This is a genomic window from Desulfonatronum thiodismutans, from assembly GCF_000717475.1.
Taxonomy (GTDB): Bacteria; Desulfobacterota; Desulfovibrionia; order Desulfovibrionales; family Desulfonatronaceae; genus Desulfonatronum; species Desulfonatronum thiodismutans.
This window is the reverse complement of the sequence record NZ_JPIK01000017.1, coordinates 60,518-77,685: the sequence shown is the minus strand read 5'-3', so window position 1 is coordinate 77,685 and position 17,168 is coordinate 60,518. Positions and strand designations below refer to the sequence as shown.

At 61.0% G+C, this 17,168-nt stretch carries 10 protein-coding genes; 3 read left to right on the top strand and 7 right to left on the bottom strand.

All coding sequences use genetic code 11. The annotated features are described in order from the left end of the window. Nucleotides 1-79: 79 nt before the first annotated feature. Genes GY33_RS21830 through xerD form a run of 6 tightly spaced genes read right to left on the bottom strand, consistent with a single transcriptional unit; the run spans nt 80 to nt 11,603 of the window. Entirely contained in the window at nt 80-2,170 is a 2,091-nt protein-coding gene (locus GY33_RS21830; RefSeq protein WP_152555188.1) for a response regulator, read from the bottom strand. Next, entirely contained in the window at nt 2,167-5,991 is a 3,825-nt protein-coding gene (locus GY33_RS19905) for a hybrid sensor histidine kinase/response regulator (protein ID WP_051822604.1), read from the bottom strand. Before GY33_RS19905 ends, GY33_RS21830 begins: the two co-directional genes overlap by 4 nt. Before the next feature lie 18 nt (nt 5,992-6,009). Next, on the bottom strand, nt 6,010-6,939 hold the full coding sequence (locus GY33_RS0112765) for a substrate-binding periplasmic protein (RefSeq protein WP_031387700.1): 930 nt from the start codon (nt 6,937-6,939) through the stop codon (nt 6,010-6,012). Nucleotides 6,940-6,956: 17 nt separating this feature from the next. Further along, nucleotides 6,957-7,892, bottom strand: a complete 936-nt coding sequence (locus GY33_RS0112760) for a transglycosylase SLT domain-containing protein (protein ID WP_031387699.1) — start codon at nt 7,890-7,892, stop codon at nt 6,957-6,959. Beyond that, a complete protein-coding gene (locus tag GY33_RS0112755; RefSeq protein WP_084185155.1) occupies nt 7,889-10,606 on the bottom strand; it encodes a CBS domain-containing protein in 2,718 nt (905 codons plus the stop codon). Before GY33_RS0112755 ends, GY33_RS0112760 begins: the two co-directional genes overlap by 4 nt. A gap of 7 nt (nt 10,607-10,613) precedes the next feature. After that, nucleotides 10,614-11,603 carry a site-specific tyrosine recombinase XerD gene (gene xerD, locus GY33_RS0112750; protein ID WP_235185522.1) on the bottom strand — a complete coding sequence of 330 codons (990 nt, stop codon included), beginning with the start codon at nt 11,601-11,603 and terminating at the stop codon, nt 10,614-10,616. A 166-nt stretch (nt 11,604-11,769) separates the two neighbouring features. Between xerD and GY33_RS0112745 the strand changes: the two genes are divergently transcribed. Further along, complete coding sequence (locus tag GY33_RS0112745) at nt 11,770-12,987, top strand: L-serine ammonia-lyase, iron-sulfur-dependent, subunit alpha (RefSeq protein WP_031387696.1); 1,218 nt, start codon at nt 11,770-11,772, stop codon at nt 12,985-12,987. 9 nt (nt 12,988-12,996) lie between these two features. On the opposite strand, the gene GY33_RS0112740 is transcribed toward GY33_RS0112745, so the two are convergent. Next, nucleotides 12,997-14,790: a GspE/PulE family protein gene (locus GY33_RS0112740; RefSeq protein WP_235185521.1), complete on the bottom strand. Its 1,794-nt coding sequence runs from the start codon at nt 14,788-14,790 to the stop codon at nt 12,997-12,999. Between the two features lie 292 nt (nt 14,791-15,082). Between GY33_RS0112740 and GY33_RS0112735 the strand changes: the two genes are divergently transcribed. Together GY33_RS0112735 and GY33_RS19260 are read left to right on the top strand one after the other, a co-directional pair. Beyond that, nucleotides 15,083-15,451 (top strand): hypothetical protein, encoded by a 369-nt coding sequence (locus GY33_RS0112735; RefSeq protein ID WP_031387694.1) that lies wholly within the window; start codon nt 15,083-15,085, stop codon nt 15,449-15,451. A 309-nt stretch (nt 15,452-15,760) separates the two neighbouring features. Next, nucleotides 15,761-16,903: an ATP-binding protein gene (locus GY33_RS19260; protein WP_051822602.1), complete on the top strand. Its 1,143-nt coding sequence runs from the start codon at nt 15,761-15,763 to the stop codon at nt 16,901-16,903. The last annotated feature ends 265 nt before the right edge of the window (nt 16,904-17,168 follow it).

Sequence of the window (17,168 nt, the reverse complement as noted above, 5' to 3'; positions counted from 1 at the left end):
AAACGTCGACCGAGCCGATTGAGCTAATTCCAAATCGCTTAAGGCGCGAGGTGTCGCGCCGTGTCTGGAGAGGACGCCCCTATTCCCCCGAAAACTCCAGCACGATTTCGGTGCGCTGGTTTTCGTCGTCGATGTGGACCTGGAGGGTGGCACCGAGGGTTTCGGCGATGAGGCGGGCGGAGTAGACCCCCAGGCCCTTGCCGTCGGGTTTGCCCCAGGTGGCCCCTTTTTCCATGAACCGGGGGCGGATTTCCGGGGGAACGACGCCGCTGTTGGCGATGCGGACACGGGTTCGGGGATGGCCTTGTTGGTTTCGATTCGTGTCGTGGTCCGCGTCCTGGCCTGGGGCTTGTTCCAGGGTCACGGTTACCGGCCGGTCCGGCGGGTCGGCTTCCAGGGCGTTTTTGATCAGGTGCAGGAGCATGGAATAGCAGAGCAACTCCTCGCCGTGGATCATAATCGTGGCTGGGGCGTCTTCGGTGACGAGCTGGACGGGCTTGTTCTTCATCGCTTCCAGGGGCGACAGGGCTCTGAGCACGGTTTGAACGATGCGGGTCAGGTTCACCGGATGGGGGTCGACCTGATAGACGCCCCGCTCCAGTTTCCACAGGTCGATGGACGCGGCGATCATTTCCAGAAGTTCGAAGCCGGATCGTTCAATGTCGCGTACGGTTTCCCATAACGAAGCCGGAAGGTCCCGGGTCGCGAGCAGGCGATCCGACTTGTTCAGGATATCCATCAGCGGGCGCTTGAGGTCGTTGCGCACGATGCGTTCCACGCTGTCGCGCATGCTCAGGGCGTCTTCAAGGATCGTGTTGCGCCGAGCCAGGTCGGTCAGGGTGCGGCGCAGGGTCAGGTGGGTGCTCACCCGGGCGTGGACCACGGATGGGTCAAAGGGCTTGGGGATGTAGTCCACCGCGCCCAGCCGCAGCCCCTTGGCCTCGTCCGTTTCCGTGGACATGACGGTGATGAACAGGATCGGGATGTCCCTGGTCCGCGGGTCGTCCTTCAGAGCCTCGCAGACCTCGTAGCCGTCCATGTCCGGCATCTGGATGTCCAGAAGAATGATGTCCGGCGCGGGCAAGGCCCGGGCCAGCTCCAGGGCCTGGCTTCCGGATGTGGCGCTGATGATCTGGTAGGCGTCCTGGAAAATGGCCTTGAGCACGTTCAGGTTGATCTGCTCGTCGTCGACGATCAGGATGGTTTGTTGTTCCCGGACCGGTCGCGAAGCGGTGAACGGTCCGCTGGTCTCGCCCAGTCCGTCCAGCACGGCGACCTTGTTCCTGCCCGTGCTTTTGGCTTTGTACAGGGCTTTGTCCGCGGCCAGGAAGAGATCATGGGCCGTCTTGCCGTCCCGTTGAGGAACCATGGAGGCCACGCCAAGGCTCAAGGTGATGGTCGGCGCCACGGGGCTGAAGGCGTGGGGGATGCCCAGGGCCGCGACGGCCTCGCGCATTTTTCGGGCTACTTCCCTGGCTCCGTCCCGGTTCGTGCCGGTGAGCAGGCAGATGAATTCCTCTCCTCCGTACCGGGCCACCAGGTCGGTTTGCCTGGAAACGATGCCGCTCAGGCTTCTGGCCACTTCCCGCAGGCATTCATCCCCCGCGGCATGGCCGTAATGATCGTTGTACAATTTGAAATGATCAATGTCCGCCATGACCAGCGACAGCGGTTCGCCGCTACGGACGGCACGTTGCCACTCGAATTCCAGGAATTCCTCGAATCGGCGACGGTTGGCGATGCAGGTCAGGCCGTCCTTGTTGGAGAGGTTTCGGAGAATGTCCCGCTTTCGCTTCAATTCCAGATGGACCCGAATCCGGGCCAGAACCACGGCCGGGCCGAAGGGCTTGGTAATGTAGTCCACCGCGCCCGCGGCCAAGCCTTGTTCCTCGTCTTTTTCATTGGACTTGGCCGTGATGAAGATCACCGGAATGTCCCTGGTTTCCGGATGTTTCTGCAGCCTTCGGCAGACCTCGAACCCGTCCAGGTCCGGCATCTGGATGTCCAGCAGAACCAGGTCCGGCTTCTTTTCGCCAAAGGCCCGTTTCAGGGCCTGTTCGCCGCTCAAGGCCACGCTGATTTCGTAATGGTCCTGAAGGATGGCGTTGAGAACCTGGACGTTTGGTCGCTCGTCGTCCACGATCAGGATACGGGATTTTCGTGCAGTCATTTTGTCTCCGACGGTCCAACCCGTCTTGTCAGTTCCGCGATGGTCCCCGCGGCGTCTTCGAATTGAAAGTCCTGAATTTCTTGCAGCAGTCGACCGGTCAGGTCCGAATATCTTCCATCAAGTCGGTTTAGCAACCTCTCGGCCAGTTCCTCGGCCTTGGGGTTGCCGTCCTCCAGGAGTTCACGCAGATCATCAATCAGGGAGTGGAGGGCGATCACGTCAACGTCGGAATGCGATGCCGGGCTCTCTTTCCGCGTTGTTTCGGCGGGTGAAGGGACGATTCCCGAGGCCGGAATGGAGGCTTTCCGTGATGCCTCCGGTGATGCATTCGGTGATGCTTCCGGCGAGACATCCGACGGGGTCAGGACGGCAAGACCGGTCATCACGGTCTGGAACGCGGTGGAAAAACCGGCAAGGGCCGCGTCCAGGCCGCCTGGATCGGTGTCCGGATCGAGCTTGAGCGCGTGCTCCAGTTCCTGGGCCGCTTCGAAGAAATCGTTGGCCGCCAGGTTGCCGGCTACGCCTTTGAGGGCGTGCACGGTGCGGGCGGCCTGCTCGCGTTCTCCGGCCTGGACGGCCTGCTCGATTTTTTCCAACCCATCCGCGTAACTGTTTTGAAAATCCAACAGCAACTTCAGATACAGCTTCTCATTGCCGCGCAGCCTGGTCAGCCCCTGGGCAAGGTCAAAGCCGGGCAAGTGATCGGGCAACAGTGCGGGCAAAGAGGCGGACGGGGAGGAGACCGCGCTGGCCGGGGCGGTTCGCGGCGGCGTGGCGGGTTCATCGGTTTCTCGTGCTCCATCGTCCGTGGGTAGCCATCGCGCCAGGGTGCGCTGCAACAGATCCGGATCGATGGGCTTGGATATATGATCGTCCATCCCGGCGTTCAAGGATTTCTCCCGATCGCCCGTCATGGCGTGGGCGGTCATGGCGATGATGGGGATTCTGGGATGCTGGGATTCTGGGATTCTGGGATGCCGGGATGCATTTTTTGCTGAATTCGTCTCCCCGGCATCATGACCGGATACGTTTGAAATGCCAAAATCGGTTCCCTTATCAATTCCAGCATTCCAGTATTCCGGCATTCCAGCATTTTTTCCCATCTCCTGACTCCTGATTCTCCGCGTCGCCTCATACCCGTCCATCTCCGGCATCTGAATGTCCATCAGCACCAGGTCGAAGCGCTCCGCGGCGAGCAGTTCCAAGGTTTTTTTGCCATTGTCGGCCAGACGTACGGTCAGGCCGAAGCCTTCCAGCAGTTCCCTGGCCACCTGTTGATTGATGGGGTTGTCTTCGGCGACCAGGACATGGCCGTGCAGCTTGTCCGGCAGGGGCGGGGCAGGCACAAGGCGGTCCTGCTTCCGAACGGTCGAGGTGCAGGACGGATCAGCGAAAAAGCTGGTCAGGGCGTCGAAGAGCATGGACGGATTGACCGGCTTGAGCAGCAGTCCGTCCAGTTCCCGGTCGCTGACCCGGCTCATGACTTCCTCGCGGCCGTAGCCGGTGACCATGACCATCAGGGGCAGGGTCTCGCTTTGCGGTTCGGAGCGAATCCGGCGGATGGCCTCGATGCCGTCCATGCCCGGCATCTGCCAGTCCATGAGTACCAGATCATAGGGACGGTCCTGGACGTCGGCCTGCTGGACGAGACGCAGGCCTTCCTCGGCCGAGGCCGCCGTATCCACGAGCAGATTGAAGCTGACCAGCATGTCCCGGAGAATTTCCCGGGCACTGAGGCTGTCGTCCACCACCAGGACCCGGCGATGACCGAAATCCGCCTTGGTCAGACAATGGGTCGGGCGTTCCTTTTGCTTGCCGAACCGGGCGATGAAGGAAAACTCGCTGCCCTGGTCCGGTGTGGAGCGGACCTCGATCCGGCCGTGCATCATCTCCACCAGGCGTTGGGAAATGGTCAGCCCCAGCCCGGTGCCGCCGAAGCGTCGCGTGGTGGAGGCGTCGGCCTGGCTGAAGGCGGCGAACAGTTTGTCGATCTGCTCCCTGGTCATCCCGATGCCCGTATCCCGGACGGCGAAACGCAGCGTCACGTGGTCGTCCGACTCCTCCAGCAAACTCACGCCGACTTTTACTTCCCCATGCTCGGTGAACTTCAGGGCATTGCCCGTGAGGTTGGTCAACACCTGGCCCAGGCGCAAGGGGTCGCCGATGAGATGTTGCGGGATGTCCGGAGCGTAGGCCAGCAGGAATTCCACGCCCTTGGCTCCGGCTTTTTCCGAGAACAGGGTGGACAGGTTGCTCATCACCGCGTCCAGGTCAAAGGGGATCTGTTCGAAGTCCAGTCGTCCGGCCTCGATCTTGGAGAAGTCCAGGATGTCGTTGATGATGCCCAGCAGGTTCTGGGACGCGCCGCGGATTTTGGTCAGATAGTCCCGCTGTTGTTCGGTGAGGTCGGTCTTCAAGGCCAGGTGGCTGAGGCCGATGACGATGTTCATGGGCGTGCGGATTTCATGGCTCATGTTGGCCAAAAAGAAGCTCTTGGCCTTGGTGGCGGCTTCCGCCGTCTCCTTGGCTTCCAGCAGATTGACGTTGGCCTCGGCCAATTCCGCTGTTCGTTCGTCCACCAAACGTTCCAGATGCAGGCTGTGCAGTTCCAATTCACGGGCGTATTGCTGGGTCTTGGAAAACAGCTCGTGGATTTCCCGGGCCATCAGGTGGAAGGAGTCGGCCAGCACGGCCAGTTCGTCTCGCGATGACGGTGGGCCGCCCTGGTATTTGGGCGCGAAATCGCCATGCGGATCCGAAGGCGGCAAGGTAATTTCTCCTGCGGCTTTGCGCTCCCGCCACGTCAGGGTGAAGCGTTGGACCTTGTCGGTCAGCTCCCGGATCGGTCCGGCGATGCGCCCGGAGAAAAAGGCCGCGGCAATAATGCCCAGAAGCAGCGTCAAGACGCCCACGGCCACCATGTACAGCAGGAGTTCGCGGACCGGACGATTGATGTCGTCCACCGCGGCCACGCCGATCAGCCAGATGGGCAGATCGTTCATCTGGAGATGATCCAGGAGCAGCATGGAGGTCTGGGAAGGAATGTCTCCGGATTGGTTCCACTGCCGGGCCAAGGTGTTGAACTCGGCCCGTGCCGGCGACGGCTCGCCTTCCTCCACGACCTGGTCCGGGGTGAAAAAGGGGCGTTGATGCGGTTGGTAGGCCAGGCTCACGAAGCCCTGGTTGCCGATCCTGGTCGCGCTGAACAGGGCCTGTCCGGCTGTTTCCAGGTTGATCATGGTTACCAGGTGCGTGTCGTCCAGGGGGACGCCCTGGTTGAGGATGGCCTGCTTGAAGACCAGCACGTGACGTTGGGCGAGCATGTTCGGGGTGCGGGGCAGGGCCAGGAGCAGGGGCGTCTCCACGTCGGTCTCGTTCAGAAGGTCCATCAGGCGGTCGCGCTCCGGCTGATCCAGCCAGCGCAGGTAGGGCGTGTCCTCGTACAGAGCCTCGTGGTTTTTGGTGATCAGGATGTTTTCGATCCAGGGCTCCTGGGTTCTGATCTGGGCGAAAAAGTCGCGCAGGCTGGGTACGAATACCGAGCCGAGCCGCGGATCGGCACCCACGAACTCCACCAGCGGGTTGCCCCGCCAGATGTACAGATTGGCCTGACGGACGTTGATGAATTCCTTGAAGATGTCCGAGGTCAGGGCCAGGGAGTGACGCAGTTCCCGACGGGATTCCCCTTCCAGGAGCCCCACGGCCCGGTAGGCGGTGACCAGGGAAAGCACCAGGACCACCAGGAGCACGATTCCGGCGGTCATGAGCAGCAGGCGGGTTTTGATGGAAGAAGCCGAAAAAGGTGAGTTGGAGCCAGGCATCAGAAGAATCCTAGAGGGTTACTGGGTCGCTTGAATCAGAATCCGGAACTGGCTCAGGGTCAGTCCGTACTCGTCTTTCCAGATGCTGTTCAGGGTCGAGGTCTCGGTTCGGATCTGCTCGTTGAAAAAGGCCTGCACCGCATCCCGCAGATCCTGATCCCGGCGGTTGAAGGCCCAGCCGATTTCATCCACCGGGCCGACTGGAAAAGCCACGTTCAAGTCTTGAAAGCGGTTCACGGACTCCCACAGGGAAACCTCCGCGTCCAGCAGCGTGAAGTCCACGAATCCGGACTGCACGGAATCCAGTTCCGCGCCGGAGTCGATCAAAAGCACCTGGATGGGATTGTCCCGGAACGCCTCCTGATTTTGCTCCAGGACCCAGGTGTGCAGACTGGTGTTCAGGGCGACCCCGGCTGTTTTTCCGGCCAGATCGTCCATGGACGTGAACTCGGGCAGCCGGTCCTGATCAATGATGACCATGATCCGGTTCATGAACAGGATGGCGAAGTCCAGTTTTTTCAGCCGCCATTCATTCTTGGTCAGGTGGGTGGGGTAGACGTCGCAGCGCCCGGTTTCCAGGTGGTGCGGAGTGTATTCGTCCTTCAGCACGGTCCGGCCTTCGGCGTTGTGAAACTGCTCGTCCCATTCCAGTCGATGAAAAACCGGGCGCACGTCCGGCCCCAAGGCCGCGGCCACGGCTTCCACCACCCGGGGGACCGGCCCGGAGACGAGGCAGTTCTCCAGACAGGCCGGATCGGCAAAGGTGGCGTAGGCCGGGGTCACCGGGACGATGCAGGCCCGAAGTTCTCCGGACTCCCTGATTTCCTCCAGGCCTCGGGCCTGGGCCGGGGAGACGCAAAGGAGCGGGCAGAGCAGAAGGAAAAGCAGGGCAAAGCCAAGGTATTTCCAGGTGGGCTTGGGAGTGGCGAACACGAGTTGGGTGGACATGGCGGTCTCTCCTGGAGTTAGTCCTGCATCGAGCCGAGCAGGCTGATGAATTGGTTCAGATTCATGCCGAAATGGCGGTTCCATGTCGCGTTCAGGGCTGAATCGCGTCCCGCGCGTTGCTGGTCGAAAAAGTCCTGCAGGGCTTGGCGCAATTCCGGACTCTCCTTGCGGATCCCCCAGCCCACTTCTTCCATGGACCCCACGGGAAAGGCCATGATCAGGTCGGGAAACTGATTCCGGATGATCCAGAACGCGGCGTCCGCGTCGATCACCGTGAAGTCGGCTTTTCCCTGAGCCAAATTGTTCAGACCGTCGGCGGTTGGCTGGAGGCGGATGTCCACTGGTTCGTTCACGAAAATCGTTTGGTTCCGGTCCTGAAGCCAGGTATGGTAAGATGTGTCCTTTTCCACCACCGCGATCTTCCCCCCCAGCTCGGATGGGCCGCGGATGGTTTGTCCGCTCTCGGCGTTGACCAGCACCATCATCCGGTTGGTGAACATGGTCACGATGTCCATTTTTTGGAGCCGCCAGGCATTTCTGGTCAGGTTGTTGGGGTACAGGTCGCAACGCCCGGAATCCAGCAAGGCCGGCACGTATTCCGCGTCCCGGTCGGTGCGCCCCTGGTCGCTGAAAAACTGTTCGTCCCAATCAATGCGCAGGGCGCGCATGGTCACCGAGTCTCCAAGAAAGTCCGTGAAGGCACGAGCCGCGTCGAAAGCCGGGCCGGAAAAACGGCAGTCCTCCCGGCAGTCTTCGGGTTCGGCCTGGACCACGGATGGATGGATCGGCGCGAAACAGACCCGCAGTTCTCCGCTGTCCAGGATGTCCTGAAAAGACCGGGCCTGAGCCGGACCGGCCATGAAGACCGGCGCCAAAAACGTGATCAGGGCCATGACCATGGCCGCGGCGCGAAGCCAAAGGCGCGAGAAGCGCCGAAAATAAGATTGGATCATGATGTGGTATGTCTCCTTGTGTTTCTCAGCTTGTTGGGGATTTCGCTGTTTCCATTCCGTGAAGGCGCGGCCCGTTTATATTCGTCCACCAGTTTCCCGGCCAAAACCAACTGGTTGCCCCGGTCCGGGGCCTTGCCGTCGATCATGGCCGCCTGGACGGCCCGGAGGATTTCGGAATAGTGCGGCCCGGGGGGCAGGCCCATGGCTTTGAGGTCCTTGCCGGTCATCGCGACCTTCTGGGTTCTGAGTTGAGTCAGAAACAGAGAGATATTTCGGCGCATGGCCTCTTTCTGGCCACGGGCCATCAGAAACAGAACCGACTCCAGGGGCAGCGGGTTGAGGATGAAGAAGAGCTCGCTCATGGCCCCGTCGCGGCCTTGCCATTGGCTCAGAAGGTGAATGGTTTCATCCAGGGTGCGGCGCATGGCCCACAGGGATGACTCGTCTTTATCCGAAAAGCTCAGACGACGCATCAGGATTTGAAACTGGGCGTCGTCCAGGGCCGAGCCCAGGCCGAGGAAATAGAGTTTCCAGGATTGGGCCTTTGGTTCCAGGTAGAGCAGGCGGTACCAGTTCAGGACCCGTTCCACCTCGCCCAGGGTTGTTTCCAGCTGGTCGGTGAGCTTGAGCAGGGGGTGGAGGACCTGAAGCAGGGTGAAGCCGTCCATGCGCCGGAAGCAGGCCAGAACTTCGCGTTCCTCCATGATCAGCCGCAGCTCCTGGAATAGTCGCCGCCCGGAGAGCTTATGGAACAGATTCAGGTTCATGGCGTTCTTGATCAGCCGCTCGGTCTGGCGGTCCATCCGGAAATGAAAGCGTTGCTCGAAGCGGATGGCCCGAAGGATGCGGGTCGGGTCCTCCACGAAGCTCAGGGAGTGCAGCACGCGGATGCTCTTCTCCTTGATGTCCTTCTGGGCCGAGAAAAAGTCCACCAGATTCCCGAAATGGTCCGGCGCAAGGCGCACCGCCAGGGCGTTGATGGTGAAGTCCCGGCGGTAGAGGTCCATCTTGATGGAGGAGAGTTCCACCGTGGGCAGGGCCGTGGGGTACTGGTAATACTCCAGGCGGGCCGTGGCCACGTCCACCTTCTGGCCGTCCGGGAGAATGACCACGGCGGTCTGGAATTTCTTGTGCATCCGGATCCGTCCGTCCAGTTCGCGGCTGAAGAGCTGGGCAAAGCCGATCCCGTCGCCCTCCACCACCAGATCGATGTCCAGGTTTGGCCGGTTGAGCAGGATGTCCCGGATAAAGCCGCCCACGGCGTAGACGTTCACGCCCATGGCCTGGCCCAGGGCCCCGGCGTGCTCCAACAGGCTCAGGATGGGCTCCGGCAGTCGGGAGCGGAGCATGTTCTTGACGTTGCGCTCGGTTTTGCGCTCGGGCAGCAAAAATTCCGGAATCCGGGCGGACTCCTGGATGAAGATGGTGATCAGGTCCGTGCGGGTGATCACCGCGCTGACGTGGCCTTCTTCCATGACCGGCACCAACCGCTGCTTCTGACCCAGGATGATTTCCATCACCGCGTAGAGATCGTCCTCAGGCGTGAGTACGGCCACGTCCCGCTGCATGTACTCGTCCACGGTCAGCTCGCCCAGGCCGTGGCCCACGGCCCGGTCCGACAGCTGGTGCTCCAGGATTCCCAGGCACCCGCCGTTCTCATGGACCACGGGAATGGCCTTCAGGCCGTAGCGGGTCATGATTTCCGTGGCCTGGATCAGGGTCGTGCCCTCGGGCACGGTGACCGCGGGCTTGGACATGAAGTCCCGGACCAGGATCTGCGGGTTGATGTGCGAGTAGAGCAGGGCGAACAGCTCGTCCTTGATTTCGGACAGGGTGCGGTCCTTGATGGTCGCGGAGGCGGCGTAGACGTGCCCCCCCCCGCCGAAAAAGCCGCAGATCCGCCCCACGTCCACTTCGGGCCGCCGGCTACGGGCGATGAGGTGCACCCGGTCGTTCATCCGGGCCAGGGCGAAGAGCACCCGGATGTTCTCCATGTCCACCAGCTTGTGCACCAGCACGGCGAAATCCCCCACGTACTCGTCCACGCTGACCTCGGTGATCACCACCTCGATCCCGTTGATCTCGTGCACCGCGGCCGTGCCGAGCATGGCGTGCAGGAGATTGATCTGCTGGGCGCTCAGGTCCCGGGTGATCAGATCCGAGATGGTGTCCAGGTCCATGCCCTGGGCCAGGAGCCAGGAGGCCGCGTCGAAGTCGTGGGTGGTGGTGGAGGAAAAGGTGAAGGCCCCGGTGTCCTCGTAGATGCCCAGGCCCATGATCGTGGCTTCGTCCGGGCTCACGGAAAGCCCACGCTCCCGGATTTCCTTGATCAGGATGGCCGTGGTCGATCCCCAGGGCTGGACCACGCTTTTTTGGGCCGGCAGGTCCTCCTCGGAATCCGGATGGTGGTCGTAGACATGGATGGTCAGGCCGGGCTGGTCCAGCACGGAGCGGACATGCTCCACCCGGGAGCGTTGCCGGGTGTCCACCACCACCAGCAGCTCCACGGCCGAGGCGTCGATCTCCTTCATGGACTGGAAATTGAAGAGATAGGTCGCGCTTTGAATGAAAAAATTGCGCAGGTTCTTTTCCTGACTGCCGGGAAAAATCAGCGTCGCGCCCGGATACAGCTTGCCCGCGGCGACCATGGCCGCCAGGGCGTCGAAGTCGGCGTTGTTGTGGGCGGTGATCAGGGTTTTGGGTGATGTGGGCATTCGGGGATCAGGGTTCAGGGTTAGTGGGGTCAGGATTCGTGACGGCGGAAGAGGGGGGCTGGGTTTGGGAGGCCGGGGCTCGACTGCGAGGGTGGTGTTTCTGGTGTTGACTTTTCAGGCGCGATGTCTGGACATGGGTGTAGATTTCCGTAGCCAGGATGTCCGCGTGGCCCAGGAGGATCTGCACGGTGCGCAGGTCCGCCCCGCCTTCCAGCAGGTGCGTGGCAAATGAGTGGCGCAGGGTATGCGGGGAGATGGGTTGGCGAATCCCGGCCTTTTGGGCGTAGGCCTTGATCAGCTTCCAGACTCCCTGCCGGGTCAGTCCCTTGCCGGAACGGTTCAGAAACAGAACCTCTGCTTTCGGCGAAAAGGCCGGACGCCAGTTCTGGATGTAGATATCCAGGTATTTCCCGGCCGAGGCGTGCATGGGCACGACCCGTTCCTTACGGCCCTTGCCGAAGACCCGCAGCAATCCGGCCTGCAAATCCACGTCCCCGGGACGCAGGCCGATCAGCTCCGAGACCCGCAGCCCGGCGGCGTAGAGCAGTTCGAGCATGGTCCGGTCCCGGAACCCCAGTTTGTCGTTGCTGTTCGGTTGGGCCAGCAGGGCCGTGACCTCCTCCCGGCTGAGCACATCCGGAAGGTGGCGGGGCAACTTGGGGTTTTCCAGCTTTTCCAGCGGATTTTCGGCGATCAGCCGCTCCCGGACCAGAAACGCGAACAGGCCGCGCAACGTGGCCAGATGCCGGGCCAGGGACCGGTTTTGCAATCCTGCTTGGCGCAGATGCAACAAGTACAGCAGAGCGTGTTGGCTGGAAAAGCTCTCCAACTTCAGCTCCTCAGGGCCCAGGAACCGCTGCAAGGACTCCAGGTCCGTGGTGTAGGCGGCCACGCTGTTTTCCGCAAGCCCCTTTTCTACCAGGATGTATTCCAGAAATCGATCCATCCAGGGATGCAGGGTGGGGGAAGAGGGGGGAGGCGATGGGAGAGAAGGCATGGGGTAACCGGATGAACCACGAGGCGGCGAGTCAAGCGTTGTTGGATCGCAATTTTTTTAGACCGTTACATGAGATTCGGAGTTTTTTTCTTGTGGAGGGCATGTTCTTGCTTTATCGTCCCACAAGGCAGCGACGATCATTATCGACGACGAAGGGGGAACGGATATGCAGTCATTGCGGGAATTGTACCGGTATGGGATGGGGCCGTCCAGCAGTCATACCATGGGGCCGCGCCGGGCCGCGGAAGTGTTTCGGGCTCGTCATCCGCAAGCCGCCAGGGTGCGGGTCACGCTGTACGGCAGTTTAAGCCTGACCGGACGCGGTCACCTGACGGACCAGGCGGTCGTCCAGGGGGTGATGCCTCTGCCTTGCGACGTGGTCTGGAGCGAGGAGACGCTGGCTGAGCATCCCAACGGTATGCTATTCGAGGCTTTGGCCGCGGACGGCGGCTCCCTGGCATCCTGGACCGTCTTCAGCATCGGCGGCGGAGAGCTGCGGGAGGCCGGGCGAAGCGGGGCCGAAACCCCGAAGCTCTATGCCCAGACAACCATGAAGGAAATCCTGGATTGGGCCGAGTCCCGGGGCAAGCCTCTTTGGGCCCTGGCCGAGGCGGTGGAAGGGTCGGACCTGTGGGACCATCTGGGCTTTGTCTGGCTGAAGATGCAGGAGGCCATCGCCGCGGGGTTGGATGAGGAAGGATCGCTTCCCGGAGGGTTGAACCTGCAACGCAAGGCCCGGGGGTTTTTGACCCGGGTCAAACAACTGCGTCGCTCCGCCGGACGGACCGGACTTCTCTCGGCCCATGCCCTGGCCGTGTCGGAGCACAACGCCGCCGGGGGCTTCGTGGTCACCGCGCCGACGTGCGGTTCCTGCGGCGTCCTGCCCGCGGTGCTTTCGTATCTGCAACGGGATTTGGGCCTGGAGGATGAGTATCTGCTGCGGGCCCTGGCCACGGCCGGGCTGGTGGGCAACGTGGTCAAGCACAACGCCTCCATTTCCGGGGCCGAGGTGGGGTGTCAGGGAGAAGTGGGCGTGGCCTGCGCCATGGCAGCGGCCGCGGCGGCGCAGCTCTTGGGAGGGTCGCCGCATCAAATCGAGTACGCGGCGGAAATCGGCTTGGAGCATCACCTGGGGCTGACCTGCGATCCGATCCTGGGGCTGGTCCAGGTGCCCTGCATCGAGCGCAACGCCTTCGCGGCCATTCGTGCCCTGGCCGCCGCGGAATACGCCCTGCTTTCGGACGGACGCCATTTGATCAGCTTCGATCAGGTGGTGGAAGCCATGCAGCAAACCGGCCACGACCTGCCCAGCCTGTACCGGGAAACGGCACAAGGCGGGCTGGCCAAGGTCTACCTGGGCGCGCGGGACCGGAAGCAAACTTGATAGTGCGTGCTACCCGTTCACCCCGCCGGTGACGCGCACGACCTCGTCCATGGTGGTCGTCCCGGCCAGCACCTTGACGATCCCGCTTTGAAACAAGCCGGCCACGCCCTTGGAGCGGACCAGGCGGCGTAGGGCCGTAAGGTTCGTGTCTTGGCGCACGGCGTCTTGGAGTTCCTCGTCAAAGGGCAGGACTTCATGTATCCCGGTGCGCCCGAGGTAGCCGGTATTGCGGCAGAACTCGCAGCCCGGCCCGGTCCAGATCGTCTCCGGCGCGTCCATCCCTCCGGCTCGCCACAGCGCGGCCTGGTCCTCCGTAACGCGGACCTGCACCTTGCAATGCGGGCAGAGGGTGCGCACCAAGCGCTGGGCCACGATTCCGGCCAGGGCCGCGTTGATCAGGAAGGCGTCCAGTCCCAGGTCCAGCAGGCGGGTGATGGAGGAGGCCGCATCGTTGGTGTGCAGGGTGGAGAGGACCAGGTGGCCGGTCAGGGCGGCCTGGATCGCCTCATGGGCCGTGTTCAGGTCGCGCATTTCCCCGATCATCACGATGTCCGGATCCTGACGCAGGATGTGCCGGAGCACCTGGCCGAAATCCACGCCGATCTTGGGCTGAACCCCGATCTGATTGAACTCGTCCACCACCATCTCGATGGGGTCCTCCAGGGTGAGTACGTTCACGCCCGGATGGGCCAGGGTCTTCATGGCCGAATACAGGGTGGTGGATTTGCCGCTGCCCGTGGGGCCGGTGACCAACACCAGACTGTTGGAGCGGGCCAGGAAGGAGCGGAACAGGACAAGCTGGTCCGGCTCCATGCCCAGTTCGTCCAGCTTCTTCAGCGTGGTGTCGCTGGAGAGCAGCCGCAGGACCATCTTCTCCCCGAAGGCCACGGGAATTGTGGAAATCCGGACATCGGTCCGGATTTCGTCCAAAACGAGCTGGACGCGTCCGTCCTGGGGCCGCCGCTTTTCGGAGATGTCCAGGCGGCTCAGGCCCTTGAGCCGACTGATCATGGCCTGATGCACGGTCAGGGGGAGGCGGTAGAGAGGGTGGAGCACCCCGTCGATGCGAAACCGAACCAGGGATGCATCGCGCTTGGGCTCCAGGTGGATGTCGCTGGCCCGCTCCCGCAGGGCCGTGTGCAGGAGATAGTCCACGGCCTTGCTGACATGCTTCTGCGAGCCGGAATCCGACCGCTCCCCGACCCGGACCCGCTGTTCCTGGTTGGCCAGGGACTCCGAAGCGCTGAGGAACTCCTGTTCCGCGGCCTTCACGGCCTGGCGGAACTGGTAGAAGTCGTCGATCAGCCGGGTGATCTCGGCCCTGGTGCCCAGGAAAAGGCGCAATGGCAGGGTCGTGACCCGGCACATGTCCTCCCAGAGTTCCGGGTGAAACGGATTGTGGGCCAGGATTTCCAGATGGCCGTCCACGATGCGCAGCGGAACCAGAAGATTGGTCCGGGCAAAGCCCTCGGAAATGGTCCGGGTGCTGACCTCCAGATCCAGTTCCAGCACGTCCAGCCGCTTGAACTCCAGACCGAATCGCTTGGCCACGGCCCGGAGCACGCTTTCTTCGGTCAGCCTCTCCCGAGGCGCCTTGGCCCGGGTCAGCTTCAGCCCCAAAATCAGGTCCAGCCCGGACAGCGGATCATCAAGAGCGATATCCCGCTGCCGGGCCTGACCCAGAACGATCCGCCGCCGTTCGGGGTCCAGTTCGCCGGCCTGTTCCAGAATGGGGAGCAGGTCGTTCAGGCAGTAGTCCAGGCGGGTGTGGGGATGGAAAGCGCAGTGGTCAATGGCGGTCATGGATGGTCCTGGGCAAAGAGTAATGAAGTGAACCGGGACGGGGAGTCTTCCGTGGCTCTGCCTTGGATGTGTCGGGCCAAGGAAACACATCGGGTAGAGCAAGGCAAGGGGCAGGGCGGAAGCAGGATGGGGATTTTTCAGCGCTGTGTGATGGTGAGCCACGGTTTGACAGGTCAAAGTGAACCTGACAATGATCCGTAAAATGATCTTTTTGCTGGTTTCAGAGGTCCAGCCCGCTTTCGTCGTCTTGCAATCAGTCCCTTCTCACCTCAAACTTCAAGGAGACCCTGTCATGCGAACGAAATTACTTGCCTGTTCTTTCCTCATCCTTGCCGTTGCATGCATGCCCTGCTTCGCTTTGGCCGCGGAACAGTTCGGGGTGGACGTATATCCTGGCGCCAAGGAACATCCCGGCGCCACCCAATTCTTGAAAGAAGGACTCGGCGTGCAAGGCACGGCTTTTCACACCAGCGATTCCGTGGCCGCGGTGGTGGAGTTTTACAGGGCGCAGAACGGCCTCCGGGAGGTGATTGTCAGCGATGAGTCCGCCATGTTCAGGAAGGGCGATGAGGTGGACGTCACGGTCCAAAGCCCGTGGATGGACATGCAGTCGGGAGCATTGATGCAGGATTGCCTCATCTCCTTCGTCAACAGGAAATAGTCCAGGCTCTTGTCGGCACGAGATTCAGGGAAAACTTGGGCTATGGGACGGAATCCCGTTGGGATGCCCGGAGGAGAAAACGGACCGAAGTGCATCGAGCCTATCACTCCAGGGAAACTTCGCCGAAACTCATGATAATGCCGAGGGCAAGATGCCATCCTTCCCAGGATTTTTCGTGCTTATCCGTGCTTATCCGTGCTTTTCCGTGTTTTCCGTGGGCAACTCTCAAGGCCTCCTGCTGGTCAAAGCATGAAGTTTCGCCGTAGTGTTAATCTTTTATATAAGAAACACCCTTCAGAAGGAACGAACATGAACAATGGAGCAAAGGAATCAACAGACGCAAAAGAAGCTGTGAATTTTCACAGCGAGGATGCCCCGGAAGACCGTTCTGTCTCTGATCAGGAGGATAACGCAGCGCAAATTTTTGCCGCAACCGGCCTGAAATTCGAACCTGAAACAGCCGCCTTGCTTTGGTCCAGAATTCTCCAGCACAAGTGGGTTCTTTCTGAAAGATTGGGACGCGACGTTGGGCTCAAGTTGGCATGTATCGACTTCATTGAAAACATTGATCCCATTACCAAGGACGCCAGGGAGAGCAAACGTATCCAGTGTCTTCGGGAACTCGGCGCGCAGGTTGTCGATCGGGCCGTCTGGGAGACCATTTCCGACTCCCAACCCCCGAAACAGGTGGTGAATAACAGGATTATCCGCACTCTCCAAAAAGCAGATCTCGCCCGCAAGCATGGTGTTACGCCGCCGAGGGCCATTATCTTTTTCGGCCCCCCGGGCACGGGAAAAACCCATTTCGTCAAGGCCATCGCCGGCATCCTTCAATGGTGGTACATCGAAATCAGCCCGAGCGTTTTGATGGAGGACGGTCAAGACCGGTTGGGGGCCAACCTGAAGAAAATCATGGAAAAGGTATATGACTTGGATGAGACGGTGGTCTTCATTGATGAGTTCGAGGAAATTGCGGGCAGCCGCGATCATGCTTCCCGGGTTGACAAGTCCATCACCAATGAATTCCTAAAGCAGGTACCTTTGTTGAAAGCCAGGAATCGAAAAAATCTTCTCATTTGCGCAACCAATTATATCCGGCAACTGGACGCGGCGCTGCTCAGACCCGGCCGCTTCGACTGCATCATTCCAGTGGGCAGCCTGGACGAGCAGGGACGTAAAACCATATTCGAGCACTATATCGCGCGCACAAATTGCGGAACTGTCGACCTGGACAGATTGGTTTCCCTCACCCCGCTCTTCACTCCGGCGGACATCGAGTATCTTTTTCAGAAGGTACGGCAGCACGCCTTTGAACAGGAGTATAACCTGCAACATGATTATCTGGTCACCACTGAGACATTCTTGGAAATTCTCCCTTCGCTTCGACCGACCCTTACCGAGGAAATAATCACCGAGTTTCAGGAGGACTGTGCGGAATACACCAGGGTGTGAGACTGTGCCGGCTTAGGTTAAGTTATTCTGATTGAGGTTAAATGTTTCAATTTGCTGCTGTGCCAAGAGGGAGTGTTTCATCTTTTAGGCCGCCCCTTCAGGGCTGAATGTTTGGTGGTGGGCATTTTTCCAGGGCGTTGCCCTGGCCTGTAGTATTTCGCCCTTTCAGGGCTTGCCTGAAGCCCCAAAGGGGCGACATGCCAGAGCCCAGGGCAACGCCCTGGGTTGGTCATGGTGAAACAAGGAAGAGCCCAGAAAGGGCGGC

Bases quoted from the DNA above. Each gene is read 5' to 3' on its own strand.
- GY33_RS19905 (WP_051822604.1), bottom strand. From the start codon at position 5,991: ATGCCTGGCTCCAACTCACCTTTTTCGGCTTCTTCCATCAAAACCCGC.
- xerD (WP_235185522.1), bottom strand. From the start codon at position 11,603: ATGCCTTCTCTCCCATCGCCTCCCCCCTCTTCCCCCACCCTGCATCCC.
- GY33_RS0112740 (WP_235185521.1), bottom strand. From the start codon at position 14,790: ATGACCGCCATTGACCACTGCGCTTTCCATCCCCACACCCGCCTGGAC.
- GY33_RS0112765 (WP_031387700.1), bottom strand. From the start codon at position 6,939: ATGTCCACCCAACTCGTGTTCGCCACTCCCAAGCCCACCTGGAAATAC.
- GY33_RS21830 (WP_152555188.1), bottom strand. From the start codon at position 2,170: ATGACTGCACGAAAATCCCGTATCCTGATCGTGGACGACGAGCGACCA.
- GY33_RS19260 (WP_051822602.1), top strand. From the start codon at position 15,761: ATGAACAATGGAGCAAAGGAATCAACAGACGCAAAAGAAGCTGTGAAT.
- GY33_RS0112745 (WP_031387696.1), top strand. From the start codon at position 11,770: ATGCAGTCATTGCGGGAATTGTACCGGTATGGGATGGGGCCGTCCAGC.
- GY33_RS0112755 (WP_084185155.1), bottom strand. From the start codon at position 10,606: ATGCCCACATCACCCAAAACCCTGATCACCGCCCACAACAACGCCGAC.
- GY33_RS0112735 (WP_031387694.1), top strand. From the start codon at position 15,083: ATGCGAACGAAATTACTTGCCTGTTCTTTCCTCATCCTTGCCGTTGCA.
- GY33_RS0112760 (WP_031387699.1), bottom strand. From the start codon at position 7,892: ATGATCCAATCTTATTTTCGGCGCTTCTCGCGCCTTTGGCTTCGCGCC.